Raw genomic sequence first — 23158 nt, 5'->3', positions numbered from 1 at the left:
CAGCGCGCGAAGCCGGGTCTGACGGGAAATCAGGCCGCGGCGTCGAGCCCGTAGGCGGTGTGCAGGACGCGCACGGCCAGTTCGGTTTCGTCCGAGTCGATCAGCACCGATACCTTGATCTCGCTGGTCGAGATCGCCTGGATGTTGATGCCGCGGTCGGCCAGCGTCTTGAACATCGTCGAGGCTACGCCGGCGTGACTGCGCATGCCCACGCCCACGACGCTGATCTTCGCGACCTTGTCGTCGGCGATCATGCGGAAGAAGCCGATCGCTTCCTTGCGTTCCTCGAGCATCGCCTGCGCGCGGGCGAGGTCCGCCTGCGGCACGGTGAAGGTCACGTCGGTCTCGCCCTTGTCCTTGGGGACGTTCTGGATGATCATGTCGACGTTGATGTTCGCTTCGGCAAGCGGCGCGAAGATCGCGGCAACGGCGCCCGGGTGATCGGGCACACGGGTCAGGGTGATCTTCGCTTCATTCTTGTCGGCGGCGATGCCGGTGATCAGCTGGCGTTCCATGTCGCTTCCTTCCAATTCCTCATCGCTGACGATCATCGTTCCGGGCAGGTCGTCGGCCGGCGGGGCGTTCTCGTCGATGAACGAGGAGAGCACCTGGACGCGGACGTTCTCCTTCATAGCAAGGGAGACCGAACGGGTCTGCAGGACCTTCGAGCCGACCGAAGCCAGTTCGAGCATTTCCTCATAGGTGACGAGCGGCAGCTTGCGCGCCTTGGCGACGATGCGCGGATCGGTGGTGTAGACGCCGTCGACGTCGGTGTAGATATCGCAGCGGTCGGCCTTGACCGCAGCAGCCACGGCAACGGCCGAAGTGTCGGAACCGCCGCGGCCAAGCGTGGTCACGCGGCCATCGGGCGAAATGCCCTGGAAGCCCGGGAAGACCGCGATTTCGCCGCCCGCCATCGAGGCCAGCACGGCTTCGGAATCCATTTCCTCGATGCGCGCCTTGGCGTGGGCATCGTCGGTGCGGATCGGCAGCTGCCAGCCCAGCCATGAACGGGCCTTGCAGCCCATCGACTGCAAGGTCAGCGCCAGGAGGCCGGCCGTGACCTGCTCGCCGCTGGCGACGACGACGTCATATTCGGCCGGATCGTAAAGCGCGTTGGCCTCGCGGCAGAAGTTCACGAGGCGATCGGTCTCGCCCGCCATCGCGGAAACCACCACGGCAACCTCGTGCCCGGCTTCCTGCTGGCGTTTGACGATGCCCGCCACGCGACGAATGCGCTCGGTCCCGGCCATAGAAGTGCCGCCGAATTTCATCACGATACGTGCCAAGGTGCCGGTGCTCCCGTCAAATTGCGCGAGTAGATAAGAGTTCGGCGCGCTGTTAGGGATGGTCCATGAACAATGCAACTGCCACGAGCACGGACGTGAACAAGCCTTCCGCAAGTGCCACGATTCGCCCGGAAGAAGCCGCACATTTCGGGGCTTTGGCGGCAGAGTGGTGGGACCCGAAAGGCTCCTCCGCGATGCTGCACAAGCTCAATCCGGTGCGCCTTTCCTTTATCCGCGAGGCGATCGACCTGCATTTCGGGAGTGATTCGCACGCGCTGCGTCCACTTTCGGGAAAACGCGTGCTCGATGCCGGGTGCGGCGCGGGGCTGCTGTGCGAACCGCTCGCGCGGCTGGGCGGACAGGTCACCGGCGTCGATGCTGCGGCCGAGAACGTCGCGACCGCCAGCGCCCATGCCGCGGCCATGGGCCTTGCCATCGACTATCGTCACGGCGAACTCGGCGCGCTGGGCCTGCGGGACCATGACCTCGTCTGCTCGCTGGAAGTGATCGAGCACGTCGCCGACAAGGCGCAGTTCGTGAGCGAGCTGGCAGGAGCGCTGGCAGCTGAGGGGCTGATGATCCTCTCGTGCCCCAATCGCACACCTGCCTCGCGCCTGCTGCTGGTCGAGGCCGCCGAGCGTCTCGGCAAGGTGCCGCGCGGCACGCATGACTGGAGCCAGTTCGTCACGCCCGAAGAATTGCACGATCTGCTGGCCGCAGCCGGTCTTGTCATGGGCGAGCCGAAAGGGATTTCGTGGTCGCCGGTGAGCGGCCTGCACCTCTCTTCGGACATGTCCCTCAACTACATCGTCACCGCGCGCGCGGCCTGATCCTTCCACCCGGAACCCGAAACCGATGATCGCCGGCATGATCGACATCGCCATGGCCGTGGCCGGCATCGCCGTGGCAGCCCTGCTGTTCTGGCCGCGGCTTGCCAAGGCCAAGCTGTGGCGGGCCACGGTAACGCCGCTCGCCTCGATCATCGGCAGCGGCTTCCTCATTCTCGGCCCGATCCTCACCGATACTTTCGGCACCTGGGGCATCGTCGCCATGGCGCTGCTGTGTTTCGCCGGTTACGCCTTCGGCTCGGCGATCCGCTACAACATCGCCCGCCTCGACGAGCCGGACCGCGACACCGATCTCGCCAATCGCGTCGAAGGGATCGCCAGCTGGGCGCTGGCCTTCGCCTACGTCATTTCGGTTGCCTATTACCTCAACCTGTTCGGCGCCTTCGCCGCGCGCATCTTCGGTGCGCCTTCGGACCTCCTGGGACGCGCCATCACCACCGGCGTGTACCTGGTGATCCTGGCGGCGGGGCTGACCAAGGGCTTCTCGCTGCTCGAGCGGATGGAGCAGGTCACGGTATCGATCAAGCTGGTGGTCATCGCCGCCCTGATCGCCGCCCTCGCCGTCCATGCAGGGGTCGAATGGAACGGCCATCACCTCGAAACCAGCGGGATGAAGCTGGGCTTCATCGGCTCGGTCCAGCTGATGTTCGGCCTGATCGTGACGGTGCAGGGCTTCGAGACATCGCGCTATCTCGGCTCGCACTACTCGCCAGACGAGCGGCAGCGGTCCATGCGCCTGTCGCAGTGGATCGCGACCGGCATCTACCTCGCCTATGTCGCCCTGCTCGCCGTCAGCTTCGAAAGCGGTTCGTTCACGCTGGAGGAAACCGCGATCATCGACATGATGCGCGGCGTTTCGGTCGTCCTCGGCCCGCTTCTGATCCTGGCCGCGCTCAGCGCCCAGTTCAGCGCCGCCGTGGCAGACACCAACGGATCGGGCGGCCTCGTGCGCGAACTGACGCAAGGCAAGGTCGGCGGCAAGACGACTTACCTGATCCTGGTCGGCGTCGGCCTCGCCATGACCTGGCTTGCCAATGTCTTCGAGATCATCGCCTATGCATCGCGCGCCTTCGCCTTCTATTACGCGGCGCAATCGCTGCTGGCCGCCTTGCGCGCCTGGTATGGCGGCGCCAGGGATGGCCGCGACCGGCGGGTCTTGCTGTTCGGCGCGCTGGCCGTTCTCGGTGCCGCGGCCGCGGTGTTCGGCACCTCCGCCGAAGGGTGAGCCGGAGCCGCCTCAGCCCAGCGCGCTTTCCCACTCGGGCTGCTTGAAACCGACGAGAATGCCACCGGAATGCTCGACGATGGGCCGCTTGATGCAGCTCGGATTGGCCACCATGATGCGCACGGCCTTGGCCGCATCGAGATCGGCCTTGTCCTCTTCGGGCAGCTTGCGGAAGGTCGTGCCTGCGCGGTTCAGGACCTTTTCCCAACCGGCTTCTGCAACCCACTTCTCCAGCCTGGCGGCATCCGCACCTTCCTTCTTATAGTCATGGAAGGCGTAGTCGAGCCCCTGCCCCTCCAGCCACTTACGCGCTTTCTTGACGGTGTCGCAGTTGGGAATGCCGTAGAATTCGAGGCTCAATGTCAGCTCCTTTCAAAGCGGTGGATGCGCGGCGAATCGCACGCGAAGAGGGTATAGTCCCGATAGTAGTCGTCGCGGCCGCGGCCCTGGACGATGGCGTGCTCGGCCTGGCGGCCCCAGTCGCGGGCGCTGGCTTCGTCCTCCCATTCGGACAGCGCGATCACTTCGCCGTCTTCGCTGGCGTAGCTCTTGAACGAGAGGAAGCCCGGCTGGCTGCGGGCGAGCGCTTCCATCGCCTCGGCATCGCGGGAATAGGCCCGCGCATCGATGTCGGCGCGCTTGCGGTTGCGGAAGACGACGAGAAACATCCTTGCCCCCTATCCCACTCGCCAACTTCGCGAAAGCTCGCAGGACGCAGTACAGGCATATGAGCAGGCCGCCAGACCCTGCGAAACGCTGGACAAACCGTACTTGTCGCGACAAAGCGCAACCCATGAGCGTCAACACCTTCGGCCATATCCTGCGTTTCACCACCTGGGGCGAAAGCCACGGGCCCGCGATCGGCGCCGTCGTCGACGGGTGCCCTCCGGGCATCGAGATCGACGAAGCGCTCATCCAGCCCTTCCTCGATGCGCGCCGCCCCGGCCAGTCCAAGTTCACGACCCAGCGCCAGGAACCGGACCAGGTCCGCATCCTGTCCGGCGTGTTCGAGGCTCCCGACGGCGTGCGCCGCACCACCGGAACGCCGATCAGCCTGATGATCGAGAACGTCGACCAGCGCTCCAAGGACTATTCGGACGTCGCCAGGGCCTATCGCCCCGGCCATGCCGACTATGCCTACGACGCCAAGTACGGCTTTCGCGACTATCGTGGCGGCGGCCGCAGCTCCGCGCGCGAAACCGCAAGCCGTGTCGCGGCGGGAGCAGTCGCGCGGCTGGTCATCGACGATGTCTCGATCCTGGGCTACGTCGCCGAGATCGGCGGCGATGCCATCGACATGGCGAATTTCGATCCCGCCGAGATCGGCCGCAATCCCTTCTTCTGCCCCGATCCCCAAGCGGTCCCTCGCTGGGAGAAGATCGTCGACGATGCCCGCAAGTCCGGCTCCTCGGTCGGTGCAGTGGTGGAATGCGTGGCCACCAATGTCCCTGCTGGCTGGGGCGCCCCGCTCTACGGCAAGCTCGATGCCGATCTCGCTGCGGCGATGATGGGCATCAATGCGGTCAAGGGCGTGGAAATCGGCGACGGCTTCGCAGCCGCGCGCCTGACCGGCGAGCAGAACGCCGACCCGATGCGCCCCGGTGAGCACGGCCCCGACTTCCTCGCCAACCACGCCGGCGGCATTGCCGGAGGCATCTCGACCGGCCAGCCGGTGACCGTGCGCGTCGCCTTCAAGCCGACCAGCTCGATCCTCACACCGCAGCCGACGGTCACGCGCGAAGGCGAAGCTACCGAGCTGTTCACCAAGGGCCGCCACGACCCCTGCGTCGGCATTCGCGGCGTCCCGGTAGTCGAAGCGATGATGGCGCTGGTGCTGGCGGACCACAAGCTCCTGCACCGGGGCCAGTGCGGCTGAACGAGGCTGCTTCGGCGCCGCGCGAAAGTGCGGCGCGGTCTAGATCACGCGGTTCCTGACCAGCGTCTTTTCGATCGTCTTGCGCTCGACGGCAGGCATGCAGATCCCCTGGCTGGCTTCGAAAGCGGGGGGAACCCGGCTCATCGTGGATCGCCGCTCAAGCTCCAGACCGTGCCCCGAAGCGAATTGCTCGAACTGTGCCAGCACGTCCCGCGGCTCGGCGCAGAAGTCCACATAGTCGATTTCGTGGAAGCGGCTCCCCGGCAGACTTTCCAGAGCTTCGCGCATGGCAATTTCGGTCATGGCGACCTGCTGGGCGACATACTCAACCGGGGGTAGATCGCCGAGATCCTCAAGCCCTCGCGGAATGACGGAATAATGCCCGCGCGCGTTTCCGCAGCGTTCACGGCGCGCCTTGAGCAGCGATTGCGCCACGTCCATCAGGTCGCGCCGGACGACGACGAAGAGCGCATCCGGGAAGATCGCCGCCAGCGCGGAAATCCGCAGGCTGTTGCAGGGGACCTTGGACAGGAAGGGCGCATCGAACTGTTCGCTCAGGCTTGCCACGGAGTTTACCAGCCAGCGCTCGCGCTCCGGATCCACTTCCTCCGGCTCAACCGCCTCGTGCGTCTCGCTCGGGAAGGCGTGCTGCCAGAAGGCGATACCCTCGCTCGGTCCGGACGGGCCCGGCGTCCTGCCGACATAGCTGGTGAATTCGGGCGGCACGCGCCAGGCATGCGCACGCAAGAGCCTGGAAACGCACGCATTGCTGCGGGGGAAGCGCTCGGTGATGTTGTTGATGTAGGCGAAGCGCCAGACCGTCGTCATTGCCTGGTAGACAACCGTGGTTCCGGATCGTGGCAGGCCAACGATGAAGATGGGGGGATGCTGCGGCCGGCCCGAGCGGACAGGCACGAATGGCGCGAGCGAGGCATCCAGCAGCCTGATGGCCGAACCGGCAGCCCCGCGCGCGAAACGCCCCAACCTGGCGCGCATGTTCAGTTCCTCATCCCCATTCACACCGCGACTCCGAAACCGCTTTTTTAATCTATAGTTACAGGGAACAGGACCGGGGCACGGAGAGTCAATTACCCGTTCGGGATAGCGGATCGGTGCCGGACGCGGCGACAGGGTAACCCTTCCGGCATGATCGCAGCGGCCGTTTTCGAGGCCCGCGAAGCGCGGGGACACGCCTTATCGATGAAATCGGTCAACTTGACTGCGACTAATCGAGCAATCCGATCAAGCCAATCGAATCATCGCGCTACAAATCGTCACGCGCAGCGCCTATCTCCGTCTCGTCCATTCAACACCCAATCTAGAGGGAAACACGACCATGGGTATCATCGGCAGCACCATCAAGCCGTTCAAGAACACCGCATTCCAGGCGGGCAAGGACTTCTTCGACGTCACCGAAGCCGACATCGCGGGCAAGTGGGCCGTGTTCTTCTTCTATCCGGCCGACTTCACGTTCGTCTGCCCGACCGAACTGGAAGACCTCGCCGATCAGTACGACGCGCTGAAGGGCATGGGCGTCGAAGTGTTCGGCGTCTCGACCGACACCCACTTCAGCCACAAGGCCTGGCACGACACCTCGGAAAAGATCGGCAAGTGCGGATATGCTTTCCTGGGTGACCAGAACCACGCGCTGACCAACAACTTCGGCGTCCTGCGCGAAGATTCGGGCCTTGCCGACCGCGCCACCTTCGTCGTCGACCCCGACGGCGTGATCCAGATCATGGAAATCACCTGCGAAGGCGTCGGCCGCAACGCGTCGGAACTCGTCCGCAAGATCAAGGCCGCCCAGTACGTGCGCGCCCACCCCGGCCAGGTCTGCCCGGCCAAGTGGGAAGAAGGCAGCGAGACCCTCGCTCCCTCGCTCGACCTCGTCGGAAAGCTCTGATTTCCTCCGGGTCGTACCGGAGAACGGTGGCCTGAGGGCCGCCTGAAGGACGCGGCTCGGGGCGGATCCCTCCCCCCGAAAGCCCCGGGCCGCGGACCTTCGCAACCTCTCCCAACATTTTCACAGGACCCAACACGATGCTTGATGAAAACCTGAAGCAGCAACTTTCGCAGTACCTCGGCATGCTGCGCGAACCGATCGAACTCGTTGCCTCGCTTGGCGACGATGCAAAGTCGGCCGAAACCCGCGACCTGCTGACCCAGATCGCCGCGCTCTCCGACAAGGTCACCGCCCAATTCGACGGCGACGACGCGCGCAAGCCCAGCTTCATCATCCGTCGTGCCTCGAACACCGAGGTATGGGTCCGCTTCGCCGGCGTTCCGCTCGGCCACGAATTCACGTCCATGGTCCTCGCTCTGCTCTGGACCGGCGGCCACCCGCCCAAGGTATCCGACGAGGTCCTTGACCAGATCCGCCAGCTTGAGGGCGACTTCGATTTCGAGATGTATTTCTCGCTCTCGTGCCACAACTGCCCGGATGTCGTTCAGGCGCTGACCCTGATGGCGCTCTACAACCCGCGCATCACCGCCACCCTGATCGAAGGCGGCGCGTTCAAGGACGAGGTCGAAGGCCGCGGCGTCCTCGCCGTGCCCGCCGTGTTCCTCAACGGTGAGATGTGGGGCTCGGGCAAGATGAGCATCGAGGAAATCCTCGGCAAGCTCGACAAGGGCGCCGACGCCAGGACCGCGGCCAAGCTTGCCGACAAGAAGCCCTTCGAGGTGCTCGTCATCGGCGGCGGTCCTGCCGGCGCCTCGGCCGCGATCTACACCGCGCGCAAGGGCTTCAGCACCGGCATCGCCGCCGAGCGCATGGGCGGCCAGGTAATGGACACCATGGGGATCGAGAACTTCATCTCTGTTCCCTACACCGAAGGTCCCAAACTTGCAGCCGCGCTGGAACAGCACGTGGGCGAATATGACATCGACACCATGAACCTGCTTCGTGCCGAGAAGCTGATCCCGGCCAGCGAAGCCGGCGGCTATCACGAAGTGCAGTTTTCGAACGGCGCATCGCTCAAGGCCCGTTCGCTGGTTCTCACCACCGGCGCGCGCTGGCGCAACCTGGGCGTGCCCGGCGAGGCCGAGTACCGCACCAAGGGCGTGGCCTATTGCCCGCACTGCGACGGCCCCCTGTTCAAGGGCAAGCGCGTGGCGGTGATCGGCGGCGGCAACTCGGGCGTCGAGGCGGCGATCGATCTGGCCAATATCGTCGGCCACGTCACCCTGATCGAGTTCGACGCCAGGCTGCGCGCCGACCAGGTCCTGCAGGACAAGCTGCGTTCGATGAAGAACGTCGACATCCTCGTCTCCGCCCAGACCACCGAGGTCACCGGCGACGGCGAGAAGGTCAACGGCCTGACCTACAAGGATCGCGACAGCGGCGAGGAACACCACGTCGAGCTCGAAGGCGTCTTCGTGCAGATCGGACTGGTGCCCAACACCGAGTGGCTCAAGGACTCGGGTCTCGAGATGACCCGCTTCGGCGAGATCGTGATCGACGGCAAGGCGGCGACCAACCTGCCCGGCGTCTTTGCCGCAGGCGATGCCACCACGGTGCCCTACAAGCAGATCATCATCGCCATGGGCGAAGGATCGAAGGCGGCGCTCTCCGCGTTCGACTACCTGATCCGCAACGAGGCACCCGAAGAGATCGCGCAGGCCGCCCAGGCCGCCTGATCGCGCAGCAGCGGTGCCCGGATCATCCGGCGCACTGCACTGGAAAACCGGAACGGGCGAGGATCGCAGGGTCCCCGCCCGTTCCTGCGTTCCGGCTTACATCCGGTGGAAGCGAAGGCTCGCCCGCCGGCCTGTGACTTGCAGAAAATGAGCATAGAGACCGGCGAAAAAAATGACGCTGAAATCGCGCAGGTCACATGAAAAATAATGCAAACCGCTCCGGTTGAAAATTTCGCAATCTTCGTATATACTTCGCCACATGACCAACAATATATCGGACTTTCACCGCTTTACGTATAGAGAAGACAAATTCCATGAACTTCGCGACTATTGCGAAGATCATGGCATCTGGATTTGCCAGTCCCTGAGAAGATCTGGCCCCATGACTTACGCGCTCGCAAGAACTGACGCAGTCGCGTCGGATCTGCACAGTCGATTCGGATGAATTTGACTGGACCCTTTCGGGTTCAGCGCCTTCTTTTCAACACCACGTAGATAGCCCCCTGCCCGCCATGGCGGCGATGCGCGCCGCGAATGGCGACGATGTCGGAGGCATGTTCACTGGCGGCCAACCAGTCATTGATCTTGGCCCTGATAGCCCCGCGCCGCAAACCGCGATCCATCGCGTCGACCGGGCGGGGTTTTCCCGTCACCACCAGAACCACGCGCGCGCCCATGGCCTTGGCCTGTCCCAGCCCATGCATGAGGCGATGATAGGCGCTGTCGAGCGTGGAGCCGTGCAGGTCCAGACTGAAGTCGGGCACCAGCGTGCCCTTGGCGATGCGCTTCTCCCATGAACCGTCGAGGTGGAGCTGCGTCTCCCCCTTCGGTTTGGGCGGCAGAGGTTTCGGCGGGAGCGGCGGCGGCACCCGCCCCTTGATCTTCTTCGGCGGCGGCACTGGCGGAGACGAGATGCTGGGCCGTTCCGCAGGCGCGGGCGATGCGACCGGCAGCGGCTTGCGCTTCTCCAGCGGCGTGACCGTGCGCGCGACACGGGCCCACACTTCCGCCTCGTCGGGCGACAGCTTGCGACTGGGACGCCTCATTGCGCGCCAAGTCGCTTCAGCTTCCCCTTGGGCAGGAAGATCAGCGCACTGCCCCGGCCGCTCATGCCGCCAGCGGTCAGCCGGGCCTGCTCACCTGCCCCCCAGAACGTATCGAAGCGGTTGGCGCCCTTGATCGCGCCGCCGGTGTCCTGTGCAATCCAGAGCCCGCCTGCCTCGCGGCGATCAAGGTCCAGCCAGACCGGGGCACCGAGGGGCACGAAGCGCGGATCGGCAGCAACCGAGCTGAGCGGTCGTACAGGCACGTTCAGCGCGCCAAGCGGTCCGTCGCCCGTGAGCTCCCTGAAGAAGACCCAGGAGCGGTTCTCGCGCATGAGCGCCGCGCCCTCGGCCGGGTGATCGCGGATGTACTGGATGATGCCCTGCATCGAGCCGGGATACTGCCCGGGCCCGGAACCGATCAACCCGCGCTCGCGCATGAGGCCGCCGATACCGGTGTAGGGCCGGCCGTTCTGCCCGGCATAGCCGATCCGCAACACCGATCCGTCCGGCGCACGCAGCCGTCCCGAACCCTGGACCTGCAGGAAGAACACTTCGACCGGGTCGGCCGCCCAGCCGATTTCCAGCCCGCGGCCCATGAGCGCACCCTGCTCGATCTCGGCGCGGTCGAAATAGGGCACGAAACGGCCGCCGCGATCGTACCGCCCCAGCGGCATGCGACCGTTCTCAAGCGGCTGCGCATCGCCGGGGTTCGCCCGCACCAGGTCCGTCGGCAGGCCGTAGATCGGCACATCGTAGCCGGGACGGCGAATGCGCGAGCCCGCGATCTCCGGTTCGTAGTATCCGGTCGCGAAGGCCGATCCGTCGCCGACGCGCGCGGCCTCGAAGAACGTGGTGAAGAATTGCGGCGCGGTCGCAGGCGCCCAGCTCGCCGCAGCGACGCAGGCCTGACGCCAGTCCTCTGGCCGGGTAAGCCCGCTGCCGTCGGCGCGCACCGTCACGCGCGGGCAGCTTTCGCGGAACGAGGCCAGCGCGGAAACCGCATCGGACTGTCCGAGTCGCAATGCGGCGATGGCGGGCCCCTGCCGCACGCCAAGGGCAAGGGCCGATTCGGCGGTCGGTGCAGGAACCGGCGGCGTCACCGGTCCGCTGACGCTGCCCCCCGGGATCAGTCGCACGCACGAGGCCAGCAGAAAGGCGAGCGAGAGAGCGGCGATCTTGCGCGCGGGAACGCCAGTGTTGCCCAATGCGCACTTGCCCTCTGGCGCTCTACCTGCCGTTTGAAGTCCCTGCCCCAAGACCATGCTCCCAGACGGAACGGGGCCGGTAAACCGGCCCCGCGTAGTTCAGTTTCGAATGGTCGTCATTCGAGCTGCCGTGCTCCTGATCCTCAGGCCGCGTCGGTCTCGTCGAGCAGCCAGTCGGGATCGGGCGAATTGACGGCGCGCGAGAAGGTCCACACGTCGACAGCTTCAATCGCATCGTCGAGCGAGCCTGCCACGACATGCCCATCCGCGTCGCGCGTAACCGCGGCGATATCCGAACGGAAGCGCAGCGTGATGCGGGCAAGACCATTGTCGATGCCGGCTGCCGTGACGGCGCATTCCTCAATGCGGATCAGGCGGTTATCCATCGTTTCGCCAGCCTCGACGCGGGCGTCGATCGCTGCCGAGAAACTCTCGTAGACGTCATCGTCGCACAGGGCGCGAAGCTCTGCCTTGTCGGCCTTCCAGAAGGCCTCGAGGATCATGCGGTAGGCACTGCGCGCGCCTTCGAGGAAGGCAAGCGCATCGAACCGGCGATCGACTTGCGCGATTTCGGCGAGGCCGCGCTCGACCGAAGGCGGGGCCAGCGGCATTTCACGCAGGCGCTGGGCCTGGCGGGCAGGGTTGCGATCGTCCGTTTTGGCGTCGGGCTTGGGAGCCGGAACGCGCGCTGCACCCGGCTGCCCCTGGCGGCCTTCGAAGCGTCCCTGAATGGGCTCTTCTTCGTGCTCGGCACGACGCCCAAGCACGGAATAGAGCCGCAAGCCCAGGAAGGCTGCGATCATGGCCAGGATCACGATTTCCGGTGTCACGTTCCTTATTCCATCCCTTCTTCGCTTTGAGGGAAACCTGTAAAACAGCGATTGCGCCATGTTCCGGCAAACAACCCTTCAGGCATTCAACTCGAAGGACGAGCCCCTGTTCCAGCGATTCAACATAACCTGAGATAGGTAGCCTTTACAAATGAACAACGCGTGAGTGGCCCGGTCGGGGCATTTTTTCGCCCGTCCGTTGCCCGATAGCCCGCCGGCGACCCCGATCTTCACGAAAATCCCCTGCGCGAATCCGTTCCGGAAGGCAAATTCACGCGCTTCGGGTGTTCCACAGGGGGGCAAAATGCTTTAGGCGCGCCGCCAGAGTTCATTTCAGACCTACTTGCGGGAAGACAGCAAAATGGCCGACGACGGCAACATCATCTCCGATCTCAACCTCGGCAATGGCGAGGACACCGGTCCGTCCGCGGGCATCATCACCCAGTACGTCAAGGATCTCTCGGTCGAGAACCCGAATTCGCCGCAGAGCTTCCAGTGGCAGGACCAGCCGCAGGTCGACATCCAGTTCAACATCGGCGCGCGCCCGATCGACGGCGAAGTCCATGAAGTCGAACTGAAGATCACCTGCACCTCGAAGGCCGAGGCCGGCACCGCCTATGTCGTCGACCTGTCCTATTGCGCGCTCGTGGGCATGCGCAATCTCGACGAGGGCCAGGCGCACGCCTTCCTGTTCGCCGAAGCGCCGCGCATCCTGTTCCCCTTCGCGCGCCGCGTGGTTTCCGACGCCGTCCGCGATGCCGGCTTCGCGCCGCTGATGCTCGAGCCGATCGACTTCAACGGGCTCTACGTCCAGCAGCTTCAGGCTCAGCAGCAGGCTGCCGAAACCCAGCCCGCAGGCAACGCCTGACCCCTGCCGAAGCGCGGCTAACGGGCCGGATGCCGAAGGGCTGATGCCATGAGTCTCGTCCGCAACGTCGGCACGATCGGCGGCCTCACAGCCCTCAGCCGCGTCTTCGGTTTTGCGCGCGACATGCTGCTGGCCCGCGTCCTTGGCGCCGGGCTGGCCGCGGACGCGTTCCAGCTTGCCTTCGTCCTGCCCAACACCTTCCGGCGCCTGTTCGCCGAGGGCGCCTTCTCGGTCGCCTTCGTGCCGATGTACACCCGGACGCTGGCCGGCGAAGGCGGCGAGGATGCCGCCGACCGTTTCGCCAGCGACGTCCTTGCGGTCTTCGTCTGGGTCCTGCTGGGCTTTTCGGCAATCGCCATGCTGGCGATGCCGCTGATCGTCTGGCTGCTCGCAGCCGAATACCAGGCGATCCCAGGCAAGTTCGAGCTCGCGGTCACGCTCAGCCGCGTGACTTTCCCCTATCTCGGCCTCGTCAGCCTGGTGGCGATGCTCTCGGGCCTGCTCAACGCGCACTCGAAGTTCGCGCCGGGCGCCTTCGTGCCGGTGCTGCTCAACATCGTGCTGATCACCGGCATCCTCACCGGCTATTTCCTGCGCGAAAACGGCGGCAGCGACGTGACGGTCGCCTGGTCGATCGCGGTCGCAGTGACGGCATCGGGCGTGGCGCAGCTCGCCTACATGGCCTGGGCCACGCGCAAGGCCGGCGTGAAGCTGAAGCTCACGACGCCCAGGTTCACTCCCGAAGTGAAGCGCCTGGGCATGCTGATCCTGCCTGCCACCTTTGGCGCGGGCGTCTACCAGATCAGCCAGTTCGTCGATACCTTCTTCGCCACTTCGCTGGCGCAGGGTTCGCTCACGCTGCTCAAGTACGCCGACCGCCTCAACCAGATGCCGCTCGGCATCGTCGGCATTGCCCTGGGCACCGCGATCCTGCCGATGCTGGCGCGCCACATCCAGAGCGATGACAGGGCCGGAGCCCAGCGCCTTCAGGCCAATGCGGTCGAAATCGCAACCCTGCTCACGCTGCCCGCGGCCACTGCGCTGGCAATCTGCGCGCCCGCCTTCGTCACGGCCTTCTTCGTGGGCGGCAAGATGACCGGCGCGAACGGGGCGATCATGGCCGACATCGTCGTGGCACTGGTCATCGGCCTGCCCTCCTACGTGCTGGTCAAGGTGTTCCAGCCCGCCTTCTTCAGCCGCGAGGACACCCGTACCCCGGTCTGGATCGCGGCCGGCGCGCTGATCGTGAACATCGCCATCAACATCGTCGTCGTGCCGATCTACGGCATCGTCGGCCTTGCCGCGGCCACTGCGTTCACTTCCACGCTCAACGTGATCACGCTCTACACGATCCTGCAACTGCGCGGCTGGTTCCACTTCACCGGCAAGCTCGGCTCGCGCATCGTGCGCCAGATCGTCGCCAGCGCGGCGATGGGCGCGGTCCTGTGGCTGCTCGTGCCGACGATGGCCTCGCGCTATGGGGGCAACGTGTTCGAGAAGATCTGGTCGCTCGGCGCCCTGTGCACGGCGGGCCTCGTGGTCTTCTTCGGCGTCGCCTATGTCGTCGGCGCTCTCGACAAGGACCTGCTTGCCCAGCTACGGCGTCGCCGGCCGGCCGCGAAGGCGGAACCGGTCGATCTTTCGGAATAACATCAGGCTTCATCCATCATGCGTATCGTCTCCGGCATCCAGCCCACCGGCAACCTGCACCTCGGCAATTACCTGGGCGCGATCCGCAACTGGGTGAAGATGCAGGACGACATGGCCGCGCAGGGCGGGCAGAGCCTGTATTTCCTCGCCGACCTCCACGCGATCTCGATGCCCTTCGAGCCCGAAACGCTGTCGTCAAACACCCGCGAGATGGTCGCCGCGCTGGTCGCCTGCGGCATCGACCCGGACCGCTCGATCCTGTTCAACCAGGCGCAGGTTCCCCAACATGCCGAGCTGCAATGGCTGCTCAACGGCACGGCCCGCATGGGCTGGCTGAACCGCATGACGCAGTGGAAGGACAAGGCCGGCAAGAACCGCGAAGGCGCCTCGGTCGCGCTGTTCACCTACCCGGTGCTGCAGGCCGCAGACGTGCTGCTCTACCAGGCGACCCACGTTCCGGTGGGCGAGGACCAGAAGCAGCACCTCGAGCTTGCCCGCGACATCGCGCAGAAGTTCAACAACGACTTCGCCTCGGAAGAGAACCCGGTGTTCACCCTGCCCGAACCGATCATCCCGCCCGAGGCGGCGCGCATCATGTCCCTGCGCGACGGCACGGCCAAGATGAGCAAGTCCGACCCCTCGGACATGGCGCGCATCAACCTGACCGACGATGCCGACACGATCATGAAGAAGGTCAAGAAGGCCAAGACCGATCCCGAACCGCTGCCTTCCGAGAAGGCCGGGCTTGTGGGCCGCGCGGAAGCCGCGAACCTCGTCGGGATCTACGCGGTGATGACCGGAAGCACGGTCGATGGCGTGCTTGCCGATTTCGGCGGCGAGGGCTTCGGCAAGTTCAAGCCTGCACTGGGCGAACTGCTGGTCGAGAAGCTGGCGCCGATCAATGCGCGCTTTGTCGAACTGCGCCAGGACCGCGGCGCACTCGACGCGATCCTGCACAAGGGCGCCGAGAAGGCCCGCGCCCTGGCCGTGCCGACGCTCGATGCGACCTACAAGGCGCTCGGCCTCGTCAGGGGCTGAGCGCCCCTTAGCGGAAAGGCCGTCAGCCCAGGAGTTGCGTACGCCGCCGGGCCCAGGGTTCGGCGAGCGGCGCGACATCGCCCAGTGCTTCCAGGCTCGCCCGGTCGCGCTTGTGATCGCCTGCGATGAGTAGGCCGAAGACGCGCAGCACCGTCCAGTCCGGATAGGGCCGCTGCTCGAGTGCCATGAGGTCGCCGGCAGCGACCTCGCCCTCTTCGATCACCCGGTAGTACCAGCCCGGCCGCCGGGCCCTGACGGTGCCGGCGTTGACCCGCGCACCGTCGAAGCGGTGGTCGAGCTTCCAGCATGGCTGGCGCCCCTGGCTGACCTCGACGAGTGCAGTGCCGAGCCGCCATCGGTCGCCGATGCAGACCATGTCCTCGGTCAATCCCCGGGTCGACACGTTCTCGCCAAAAGCGCCGAAGTCGTCGAGAAGCGGGTGCGCGCCGATTTCACCCCGCCAGTAGGCGTAGTGGTCGTGCGGATAGTGGTGGATCGCCTTGTCCGGCCCGCCATGCACGGCAAGGTCGGCCTGCTCGTCGCCGTCGAGGCCGAGGCGGCCGACACCCACCCTCCCTGCAACCGGCCGCTTGCCGATTGCGCTCGGCTCGTCCGCGCCGCGAAAGCTGCGCACCTTGCCGCACTGGACGGAAAGAACCGGAATGGTCAACGGGGACATCAGACTCGCCATTTGCCTTTGTCTTCCTACATATAGACCGAAGCGCGCACGCCAAGGCGGTTTGAACAAGGCCAACGGCCCGTCGCGGCTGCGCCTCCATTCAACAGCTATTCAGGCCGTTGAATCTAGTACAGTATCGCAAGGAATCGCGGGTCGCGTCAGGCGGGGCAAGACAGACCCCGCATGGATCGTGGAGAAAACCAGGATGTCACATCAATCCGGATCATTTTTAGGCAGATTGCGCTTCGTCGCCGCTGCCATGCTGCTGATGGCGGTCGCCGCCTGCGCCACGCCGTTCAAGGCGGACGTCTCGCGCTTCCAGTCCCAGCTTCCGGCCCCCTCGGGCCAGACTTTCGCCGTCGTCGCAGACGATCCCAAGCTGGCCGGCGGTCTCGAATTCGCCCAGTATGCTGGCCTCGTGCGCGATCGCATGGCCAACCTGGGCTATGTCCCGACCGAAGACCCGGCAAAGGCGGACATGATCGTGCGCTTCGACTACGGCGTCGACAATGGGCGCGAACGCATCCGTTCGACCGGCATCGGCCCGTCGTCCTACTGGGGCCCGTGGTATGGCTACAACCGCTTCGGCTACTGGGGCCCGTCGCGCTTCGGCTATTGGGGCGGACCGTGGCGCTATGGCTTCTACGACCCGTTCTTCGATGGCGGCGTCGACAGCTACACCGTCTATACCAGCGGCATCAGCCTGAAGATCGACCGCGCGGCCGACGGCCAGCGGCTGTTCGAAGGCAAGGCAGAGGCCCTCTCGACCTCCAATCGCCTGCAGTATCTCGTACCCAATCTCGTCGAATCGATGTTTACCGGATTCCCCGGGAACTCAGGCGAGACCGTGCGCATTACAGTCGCACCGGAAAAGAAGTGATCTGACAGGCTCCCTGCGCAAAGAGGGAGACACCGAGGGGCGGGTCCGCTGCGACATGCGGGCCCGTCCTTTTTTGCATCCGCTGGCTTGCCATTTGCCCACCCCCGGAGGGTGAGCTTGCTCCAGCCGATTTGCATGCCCCGTAAGACCTGCCGGCGCGGTTCATGCGTTCAGGCAGCTTGACGCGCCCGCCGCGAACCCGGACAAGCCCGAGCCATGAACACGTTCATGGCCATCATGTCGCAGCTCTTCTGGGGTGTGACCGTCGGCGCGCTTTCGGCAGCCTTCTCCTCGCTCGCCAAGGGGTTCGCGACTGTGGGCACGCTCGGCCTTGTCGGCTGGTATGGCATGAAGCGCCGCCGGGCCAGACGCGAAAGCGCTGCCCGCGACGACTGACGCAGGTCAGTTGCCGAGGGCGACGACCCCGCCGGTCGAACCGAAACCGCCTTCACCGCGCTCGGTCTCGTCGAGTTCCTCCACCGGCAGCCACGAGGCCAGCGTGACCGGCGCAAGAACAAGCTGGGCGACGCGGTCGCCGCGCCGGATTTCGAAAGGCGCGTTGCCGTGGTTGATGAGGATAGCCTTCACCTCGCCGCGATAGTCCGAATCGACCGTGCCGGGCGCATTGGCCACAGTGATGCCGTGCTTGAGCGCAAGGCCGGAGCGCGGACGCACCTGAATCTCGAATCCGTGCGGGATCGCCACGGCAATGCCCGTCGCAACGGCGTGACGCGCGCCCGGCGCGATCGTCACGTCCTCGGCCGAGACGACGTCCATGCCGGCAGCGCCCGATGTCGCATAAGCGGGGAGCGGCAGCCCCTCGCCATGCGGCAGGACCTTGATCGGCACGGGAACGTTACTGGGCGAGTGCATCTGCAAACCTTTCTACAAGGATGCGCGCGACATCCTCCTTGGGCATTTCGGGGAGGCTGACGACGTCGCTGCCGGTGACGATGTGCACGGCATTGGCATCGCCGCCCATCACATCGCCAGACACGTCGTTGGCAATGATCCAGTCCGCGCCCTTCCGCTTGCGCTTCTCCTTGGCATACTGGAGCACGTTGTCGGTTTCTGCAGCGAAGCCGATCAGAAGCGGCGGCCGGTCGGGCCGCGCGGCAACGGTGGCCAGAATATCGGGGTTCTCGGTCAGCAGCAGCGCCGGCGGGGCCGAACCGCGCTTCTTGAGCTTTTCCTTGGCGGTATTGACCGTACGCCAGTCCGCGACCGCCGCGACCATGACGGCAATGTCGGCCGGGAGCGCGTTCTTCACGGCATCGGCCATTTCCAGCGCGCTCTCTACGTCGACGCGGTCGACGCCCGGCGGAGTGGGCAGGTGTACCGGCCCGGCGACCAGCGTTACGCGCGCGCCCGCTTCCGCCGCAGCGGCGGCGATCGAGAAGCCCTGCTTGCCCGAAGAGCGATTGGCGATGTAGCGCACCGGGTCGATCGGCTCCCAGGTCGGACCGGCCGTGACCAGCACGTGGCGACCGGTCAGCGGCCCTTCGACAGGGAAAGCCTGCTCCGGCGTCCCGGCCCCGCGGTGATTGTGAACCTCGCCCATGTCGGCGACCATCTCGACGCCGCCATCGAACGGTTCGGGGCGTGCAAAATCCGAGGCGCCGGTGACAAGGTGATTGATCGCGTCCGGGTCGGTCGGCGGCGCGGCGCGGGCAGCGCCCTTCCTCGATACCAGGAGCGAGGACGCAGGCGACGGCGCAACTGGCCGCGTGGCTGCGGGGTCCTCGTCATGGTGCCCGAAGGAAATCGCCTTCTTGGCCTTCTTCAGCCCGCGCGAGATCATCGAACCCGACAGTCCGCCCAGTCCCTGTCCTTCACCTTCGGAAAGATCCGCTTCAGGCTCATGGAACTGCGGCTGCCACTGAAGCGGATCTTCTTGCGGTTCGGGCAGGGCCCGGCTTGGCATGTCGCCGGGCAGCGGCGCGACTTCGACGGGACCGAGGCCAAGCGCCCAGGCGATACGCTGCCAGATCGCGATCGGATCGGGCAGCCGCCCGGGTCCGAATTCACCGCAAGCCATAGTGCCCTCGTCTGGCTCCATGACATCGACACCCGCCTCGCGCAGGGCCTGCACATTGCGCACCGTGGCGGCATGCTGCCACATGCGCACGTTCATCGCAGGCACGGCCATCACCGGCTTGTCCGTCGCCAGCATCATCGTCGTGGCAAGATCGTCGGCAATGCCCGAGGCCATCTTGGCGAGCAGGTCCGCCGTAGCCGGACAAACCACCACGAGGTCCGCCTCGCGGCTGAGCTGGATGTGTCCCATCTCGGCCTCGTTCTTGAGGTCCCAGAGCGTGGTATAGACCGGCTTCTCGGACAGCGCTGCGAGCGCCATCGGCGTCACGAACTTCGATCCGCCTTCGGTCAGAACACAGGTAACCTCGCCACCCTCCTTGCGGATGTGGCGGACTAACTCACAGGCCTTGTAGGCAGCAATGCCGCCGCCAATGACCAGAAGAATCCTGGGTCCATTCATCGTCGGCGCTTGTGCAACAGCATCGAAGTTCACGCAATTACTTTACCGCAACTAACCGCGGCCCTTCCCCCGAACGGGCCGCCTCGATCAAGGCGGCGATGGCGCGCGGGGCAAAGACGATCCCGGCAAACATCGCCGGTGCGATCATCGCCCCCCAGTAGAAATTGTCCCAGCGCCCGGCCAGCATGAAGGCGAAGCCGTATCCCGCGCTGAGCAGGAAACCGAAGGTACCGGCGCGCGAATTCCAGCCAAGCCAACCGAACGTCATGAGCACCACGGCGGGACCCGCCAACCAGTGCGGCAGGAACCGCAGATTGCTCGCCTGCACGACATTGGCAAGCCAGCCCGACAGACCCCGCATCACCAGCCATGGGGCGGAATGCGGGTCGCTGGGCAGGACATCGCGCGAGACGATGGCAAGGTGCCAAAACAGCGCAGCGAGGAAGACCGCGACCAGAGCGATCCAGGCCCCGGCCTCGCGCCAGTTACGATAGTAAAGCGCAGTGGCCGCCATCAGCAGTACGAACGGCAAGCTGTGCTCCCGGATCGCCAGAGCCAGCGCCGCGGCAAGGAAGGCCCCTCCCCAGCATCCGCCCTGCCCGCCTGTGCCGATGCGGTGCAGTCCGAAGGAAAGCGCAACGAGCATGCCTGCCCAGAGCTCATGCAGCGGGAAATAGTGGCGGTTCAGCCCCAGCGATGCGCCGACGAAGACCATGGTCGTTGCCATGCGCGGCAGCCGGCCGAGCGAGGCGTCCTCGCGAAACCGCGACCACCACGCGGCGATCACTGCGAGCATCAGCGCAATCGCGGCGACGATCTGTCCCGCCTCGCCCAGCCAGGCATCGAGATAGGCCAGCGTCGGCAGGCGCACGGCAAGGCCCGGGTTCACCGGATAGTTGCGCGCCCGCTGCTCGGGAACGATGAAATCGTAATAATTCTCGCCATGCCGAATGCGGTCGATGGCCGCTTCGTACAAAGCGATGTCCTCGTCGTACGGCTCATCCGCAGTGTCGACCGGCTTCGCATGCGAGGCCACGATGGCTCCCGGCGTGCCTTGCGGTCGCCCGACCGGCACCACGGCCGAGGCGACGAGCAACAGACCAAGGATCGCCAGGACAAGCCGGGCGAGCATCGGCGACCAATCGGAAAAACGCGGCGCAGCAGGAGCACGAGCAGGGGCGGGCGCAAGCCCCCCGGCTCTCGGGTCTAGCCCAGAATGCTCCAGTACGTGACGGCCCATGCAGCAATGCCCCCAGCAAGCGCTGCGACAACATAGCCACCCCAATGGTTAACATCAGGTTTGCCCGAAGCCTCCCGCGCCGATCTCCCGGCCCAGATCAGGTCCACTTCGGGCAGGGGTGCCTGTTCGGGCGCGCCGCCCTTGGGCGGGAACTTCTCCTCGATCCGGCGGACCAGGTCAGGCAGACGCGCGAGTGTACCGAGGTCTTCGCGCAGGCGGTCGGCGATCTTGGCTTCCGGGCCCAGTTCGTCGCGCAGCCAGTCCTTCACGAAAGGCCCGGAGACGTCCCACATGTTGATCTGCGGATCGAGCGCGGTCGCGAGACCTTCGACCATGACCATCGTCTTCTGCAACAGCAGCAGGTGCGGCTGGACCTGCATGTCGAAGTCGCGGGTGATGGCGAAGAGCCCGTCGAGCATCTGCCCGACCGAAAGCTCGGACACCGGCTTGCCGCGCATCGGCTCGCCCACCGCGCGCAGCGCCGTCGCGAACTCCTCTACCGTGTGATAGCTCGGCACGTACTGAGCTTCGAAGTGGATCTCGGCGACGCGGCGATAATTGCCGGTGGTCAGGCCGTAGAGGATTTCCGCCAGCCACAGGCGCGCCTGCCGATTGATCCGGCCCATGATCCCGAAATCGATGGCGACGATAGTGCCGTCATCGCGCACGAACAGGTTCCCTTGGTGCATGTCGGCATGGAAGAAGCCACTGGAGATCGCCTGGGTCAGGAAAGTCAGCACCAGCTTGCGGGCGAGCCTGGGCAAGTCGTGCCCGGCGGCGCGCAGCGCTGCGAGGTCGCTCATCTTGACGCCGTCGACCCATTCGACCGTCAGCACCGAACCGTTGGTGCGGTCCCAGTCGATATCGGGAATCGCGTAGCCTTCGATGCCCTTCATTGCTTCGGCCAGCTCCGAAGCCGAAGCCGCCTCGCGCCGCAAGTCCAGCTCGCGCAGGGTCCAGCGCTTGAGGTTGTCGATCACCGCGCGCGGACGCAGGCGCATCGCCTCGCCGCCCAGCGCCTCGAGGTGCGCCGCAGCCCATTCGTAGGTGCCTACGTCCTGGGCGAACTTCTCGCGGATACGCGGGCGCAGCACCTTGACCGCGACGTGGCGGCCGTCTGTGGTCACGGCGCGATGCACCTGGGCGATCGAAGCCGCGCCGATGGGTTCTTCATCGAATGAGGAGAACAGGGCCTCGATGGGCCTGCCGAAGCTTTCCTCTACGCGTTCGCGGATCAGCGCGAAGGCGACGGGCGGCAGGCTGTCCTGCAAGGTAAGCAGATTGCGCGCCGGACCTTCACCGACAAGATCGGGCCGCGTTGCCAGCGCCTGGCCGAGCTTGATCGCTGCGGGGCCGATTTCCTGAAAGGCACCGGCATAGTCCGGCTCCCTGGGCTGGCGCGTCCCGAAACGGGCGATGCGGCACAGGCGCTTGACCGGCGCCGGGGCATTGCGGTCCTTCTCGATCCCGCGCAGCGCACCGTGGCGCGCCAGCACCCGCCCCCATTTGAGCAGGCGGGCGATATGGGTTACCTTGCCGGTCACGCGGCGGCATCCGACTGCCGCGTGCCGTCGGCCCGCACCGTGGCTTTGCTCATCGGAACCATGGCTGGCTTATACCTTCCAGCCCGAGTGAATCGCGACGAGACCGCCCATGATCGGCTCGACCTTGGTGTGCCGGAAGCCCGCGTCGCGGATCATCGCCTCGAATTCGGGCATCGGCGGGAAGCGCCGGATCGATTCGATCAGGTAACGATAGGAATCCGCGTCGCCGGCAATCGCCTGCCCAATCCGGGGGACGAGATGATGCGAATAGGCATCGTACACTTCCTTGAAGCCCGGCCATTCGGTCGTCGAGAATTCGAGGCAGAAGAAACGCCCGCCGAACTTGAGCACCCGGTGCGCCTCGGCCAGTGCCTTGTCGATATGCGTGACGTTCCGGATGCCGAAGGCAATCGTGTAGGCATCGAAGAAGCGGTCGGGGAACGACAGTTCCTCAGCGTTCTGGCGCGACCAGACGAGACTGTCGATGCCGCGCTCCATGGCGCGCTCGATGCCGACGTCGAGCATGTCCTGGTTGATGTCGGAAACCGTGATCGCCGCGCCCGAAGGCTCCATGCGAAAGGCAATGTCACCGGTGCCGCCCGCCATGTCGAGGATCTGCTCGCCCGCCTGCGGCTTCACGCGGCGCACGAACTTGTCCTTCCACAAACGGTGCATGCCGGCGGACATGGCATCGTTCATGACGTCGTACTTGCGCGCGACGCTGGAGAAGACCGCGCCGACGCGGCCCTCCTTGTCCTCGGGGGCGACTTCTTCGTAGCCGAAGGAAACCTTATCGTTCATGCG

23 protein-coding genes are annotated in these 23158 nt (G+C 65.5%); 10 read left to right on the top strand and 13 right to left on the bottom strand.

Annotated features, from left to right (window positions below):
- Positions 1–29: 29 nt before the first annotated feature.
- On the bottom strand, positions 30–1289 hold the full coding sequence (locus JI59_RS13170) for an aspartate kinase (protein WP_038576153.1): 1260 nt from the start codon (positions 1287–1289) through the stop codon (positions 30–32).
- A gap of 65 nt (positions 1290–1354) precedes the next feature.
- Here JI59_RS13170 and ubiG point away from each other — a divergent pair, with 65 nt between their 5' ends.
- Positions 1355–2119: a bifunctional 2-polyprenyl-6-hydroxyphenol methylase/3-demethylubiquinol 3-O-methyltransferase UbiG gene (gene ubiG / locus JI59_RS13165; protein WP_007012221.1), complete on the top strand. Its 765-nt coding sequence runs from the start codon at positions 1355–1357 to the stop codon at positions 2117–2119.
- Positions 2120–2144: 25 nt separating this feature from the next.
- Positions 2145–3362 carry a hypothetical protein gene (locus tag JI59_RS13160; protein WP_007012222.1) on the top strand — a complete coding sequence of 406 codons (1218 nt, stop codon included), beginning with the start codon at positions 2145–2147 and terminating at the stop codon, positions 3360–3362.
- A 12-nt stretch (positions 3363–3374) separates the two neighbouring features.
- Here JI59_RS13160 and JI59_RS13155 read toward each other — a convergent pair whose 3' ends face one another.
- Both JI59_RS13155 and JI59_RS13150 read right to left on the bottom strand, forming a co-directional pair.
- Positions 3375–3722 (bottom strand): ArsC family reductase, encoded by a 348-nt coding sequence (locus JI59_RS13155; RefSeq protein ID WP_007012223.1) that lies wholly within the window; start codon positions 3720–3722, stop codon positions 3375–3377.
- A 2-nt stretch (positions 3723–3724) separates the two neighbouring features.
- Positions 3725–4030, bottom strand: coding sequence for an antibiotic biosynthesis monooxygenase family protein (locus tag JI59_RS13150; RefSeq protein WP_007012224.1), 306 nt, complete (start codon positions 4028–4030; stop codon positions 3725–3727).
- Between the two features lie 125 nt (positions 4031–4155).
- Between JI59_RS13150 and aroC the strand changes: the two genes are divergently transcribed.
- On the top strand, positions 4156–5238 hold the full coding sequence (gene aroC / locus JI59_RS13145; protein ID WP_007012225.1) for a chorismate synthase: 1083 nt from the start codon (positions 4156–4158) through the stop codon (positions 5236–5238).
- Between the two features lie 39 nt (positions 5239–5277).
- Here the strand turns inward: aroC and JI59_RS13140 are convergent, their stop codons facing one another.
- Complete coding sequence (locus JI59_RS13140) at positions 5278–6234, bottom strand: sulfotransferase family protein (protein ID WP_038577621.1); 957 nt, start codon at positions 6232–6234, stop codon at positions 5278–5280.
- 340 nt (positions 6235–6574) lie between these two features.
- Here JI59_RS13140 and ahpC point away from each other — a divergent pair, with 340 nt between their 5' ends.
- Together ahpC and ahpF are read left to right on the top strand one after the other, a co-directional pair.
- A complete protein-coding gene (gene ahpC / locus JI59_RS13135) occupies positions 6575–7141 on the top strand; it encodes an alkyl hydroperoxide reductase subunit C (RefSeq protein ID WP_007012227.1) in 567 nt (188 codons plus the stop codon).
- Positions 7142–7278: 137 nt separating this feature from the next.
- The gene (gene ahpF / locus JI59_RS13130; protein WP_007012228.1) at positions 7279–8877 is read left to right on the top strand and encodes an alkyl hydroperoxide reductase subunit F; all 1599 of its coding nucleotides are present in this window, start codon (positions 7279–7281) and stop codon (positions 8875–8877) included.
- A gap of 467 nt (positions 8878–9344) precedes the next feature.
- On the opposite strand, the gene JI59_RS13125 is transcribed toward ahpF, so the two are convergent.
- From JI59_RS13125 to JI59_RS13115, 3 genes are all read right to left on the bottom strand, one after another.
- On the bottom strand, positions 9345–9923 hold the full coding sequence (locus JI59_RS13125; protein ID WP_007012230.1) for a Smr/MutS family protein: 579 nt from the start codon (positions 9921–9923) through the stop codon (positions 9345–9347).
- Positions 9920–11128 carry a murein transglycosylase A gene (gene mltA / locus JI59_RS13120; RefSeq protein WP_007012231.1) on the bottom strand — a complete coding sequence of 403 codons (1209 nt, stop codon included), beginning with the start codon at positions 11126–11128 and terminating at the stop codon, positions 9920–9922. The genes JI59_RS13125 and mltA overlap by 4 nt, the downstream gene beginning before the upstream one ends.
- A gap of 143 nt (positions 11129–11271) precedes the next feature.
- Complete coding sequence (locus JI59_RS13115) at positions 11272–11958, bottom strand: Tim44/TimA family putative adaptor protein (RefSeq protein WP_007012232.1); 687 nt, start codon at positions 11956–11958, stop codon at positions 11272–11274.
- A 361-nt stretch (positions 11959–12319) separates the two neighbouring features.
- On the opposite strand from JI59_RS13115, the gene secB reads away from it, so the two are divergent.
- From secB to trpS, 3 genes are read left to right on the top strand one after another with little or no spacing between them, the layout of a single operon-like run.
- The gene (gene secB, locus JI59_RS13110; protein ID WP_007012233.1) at positions 12320–12826 is read left to right on the top strand and encodes a protein-export chaperone SecB; all 507 of its coding nucleotides are present in this window, start codon (positions 12320–12322) and stop codon (positions 12824–12826) included.
- 48 nt (positions 12827–12874) lie between these two features.
- On the top strand, positions 12875–14476 hold the full coding sequence (gene murJ / locus JI59_RS13105) for a murein biosynthesis integral membrane protein MurJ (protein ID WP_007012234.1): 1602 nt from the start codon (positions 12875–12877) through the stop codon (positions 14474–14476).
- Positions 14477–14494: 18 nt separating this feature from the next.
- Positions 14495–15514: a tryptophan--tRNA ligase gene (gene trpS, locus JI59_RS13100; RefSeq protein ID WP_007012235.1), complete on the top strand. Its 1020-nt coding sequence runs from the start codon at positions 14495–14497 to the stop codon at positions 15512–15514.
- 22 nt (positions 15515–15536) lie between these two features.
- Here the strand turns inward: trpS and JI59_RS13095 are convergent, their stop codons facing one another.
- Positions 15537–16193 (bottom strand): MOSC domain-containing protein, encoded by a 657-nt coding sequence (locus JI59_RS13095; protein WP_038576147.1) that lies wholly within the window; start codon positions 16191–16193, stop codon positions 15537–15539.
- A 205-nt stretch (positions 16194–16398) separates the two neighbouring features.
- Between JI59_RS13095 and JI59_RS13090 the strand changes: the two genes are divergently transcribed.
- Positions 16399–17073, top strand: a complete 675-nt coding sequence (locus JI59_RS13090; RefSeq protein ID WP_038576145.1) for a DUF4136 domain-containing protein — start codon at positions 16399–16401, stop codon at positions 17071–17073.
- 216 nt (positions 17074–17289) lie between these two features.
- A complete protein-coding gene (locus JI59_RS13085; protein ID WP_007012238.1) occupies positions 17290–17469 on the top strand; it encodes a hypothetical protein in 180 nt (59 codons plus the stop codon).
- Positions 17470–17475: 6 nt separating this feature from the next.
- Here JI59_RS13085 and dut read toward each other — a convergent pair whose 3' ends face one another.
- The 5 genes from dut to JI59_RS13060 form a co-directional block, all read right to left on the bottom strand.
- Entirely contained in the window at positions 17476–17946 is a 471-nt protein-coding gene (gene dut, locus JI59_RS13080) for a dUTP diphosphatase (RefSeq protein ID WP_013834268.1), read from the bottom strand.
- A complete protein-coding gene (locus JI59_RS13075) occupies positions 17930–19570 on the bottom strand; it encodes a bifunctional phosphopantothenoylcysteine decarboxylase/phosphopantothenate synthase (protein ID WP_038577619.1) in 1641 nt (546 codons plus the stop codon). The genes dut and JI59_RS13075 overlap by 17 nt, the downstream gene beginning before the upstream one ends.
- A gap of 37 nt (positions 19571–19607) precedes the next feature.
- Positions 19608–20702, bottom strand: a complete 1095-nt coding sequence (locus JI59_RS13070) for a hypothetical protein (RefSeq protein WP_007012241.1) — start codon at positions 20700–20702, stop codon at positions 19608–19610.
- Positions 20703–20776: 74 nt separating this feature from the next.
- Positions 20777–22354, bottom strand: a complete 1578-nt coding sequence (gene ubiB, locus JI59_RS13065) for a 2-polyprenylphenol 6-hydroxylase (protein ID WP_007012242.1) — start codon at positions 22352–22354, stop codon at positions 20777–20779.
- Positions 22355–22423: 69 nt separating this feature from the next.
- Positions 22424–23155: a class I SAM-dependent methyltransferase gene (locus JI59_RS13060; protein WP_007012243.1), complete on the bottom strand. Its 732-nt coding sequence runs from the start codon at positions 23153–23155 to the stop codon at positions 22424–22426.
- Positions 23156–23158: the final 3 nt, after the last annotated feature.

This window comes from Novosphingobium pentaromativorans US6-1 (assembly GCF_000767465.1).
Classification (GTDB): domain Bacteria; phylum Pseudomonadota; class Alphaproteobacteria; order Sphingomonadales; family Sphingomonadaceae; genus Novosphingobium; species Novosphingobium pentaromativorans.
This window is presented reverse-complemented; position numbering and strand designations above follow the sequence as displayed.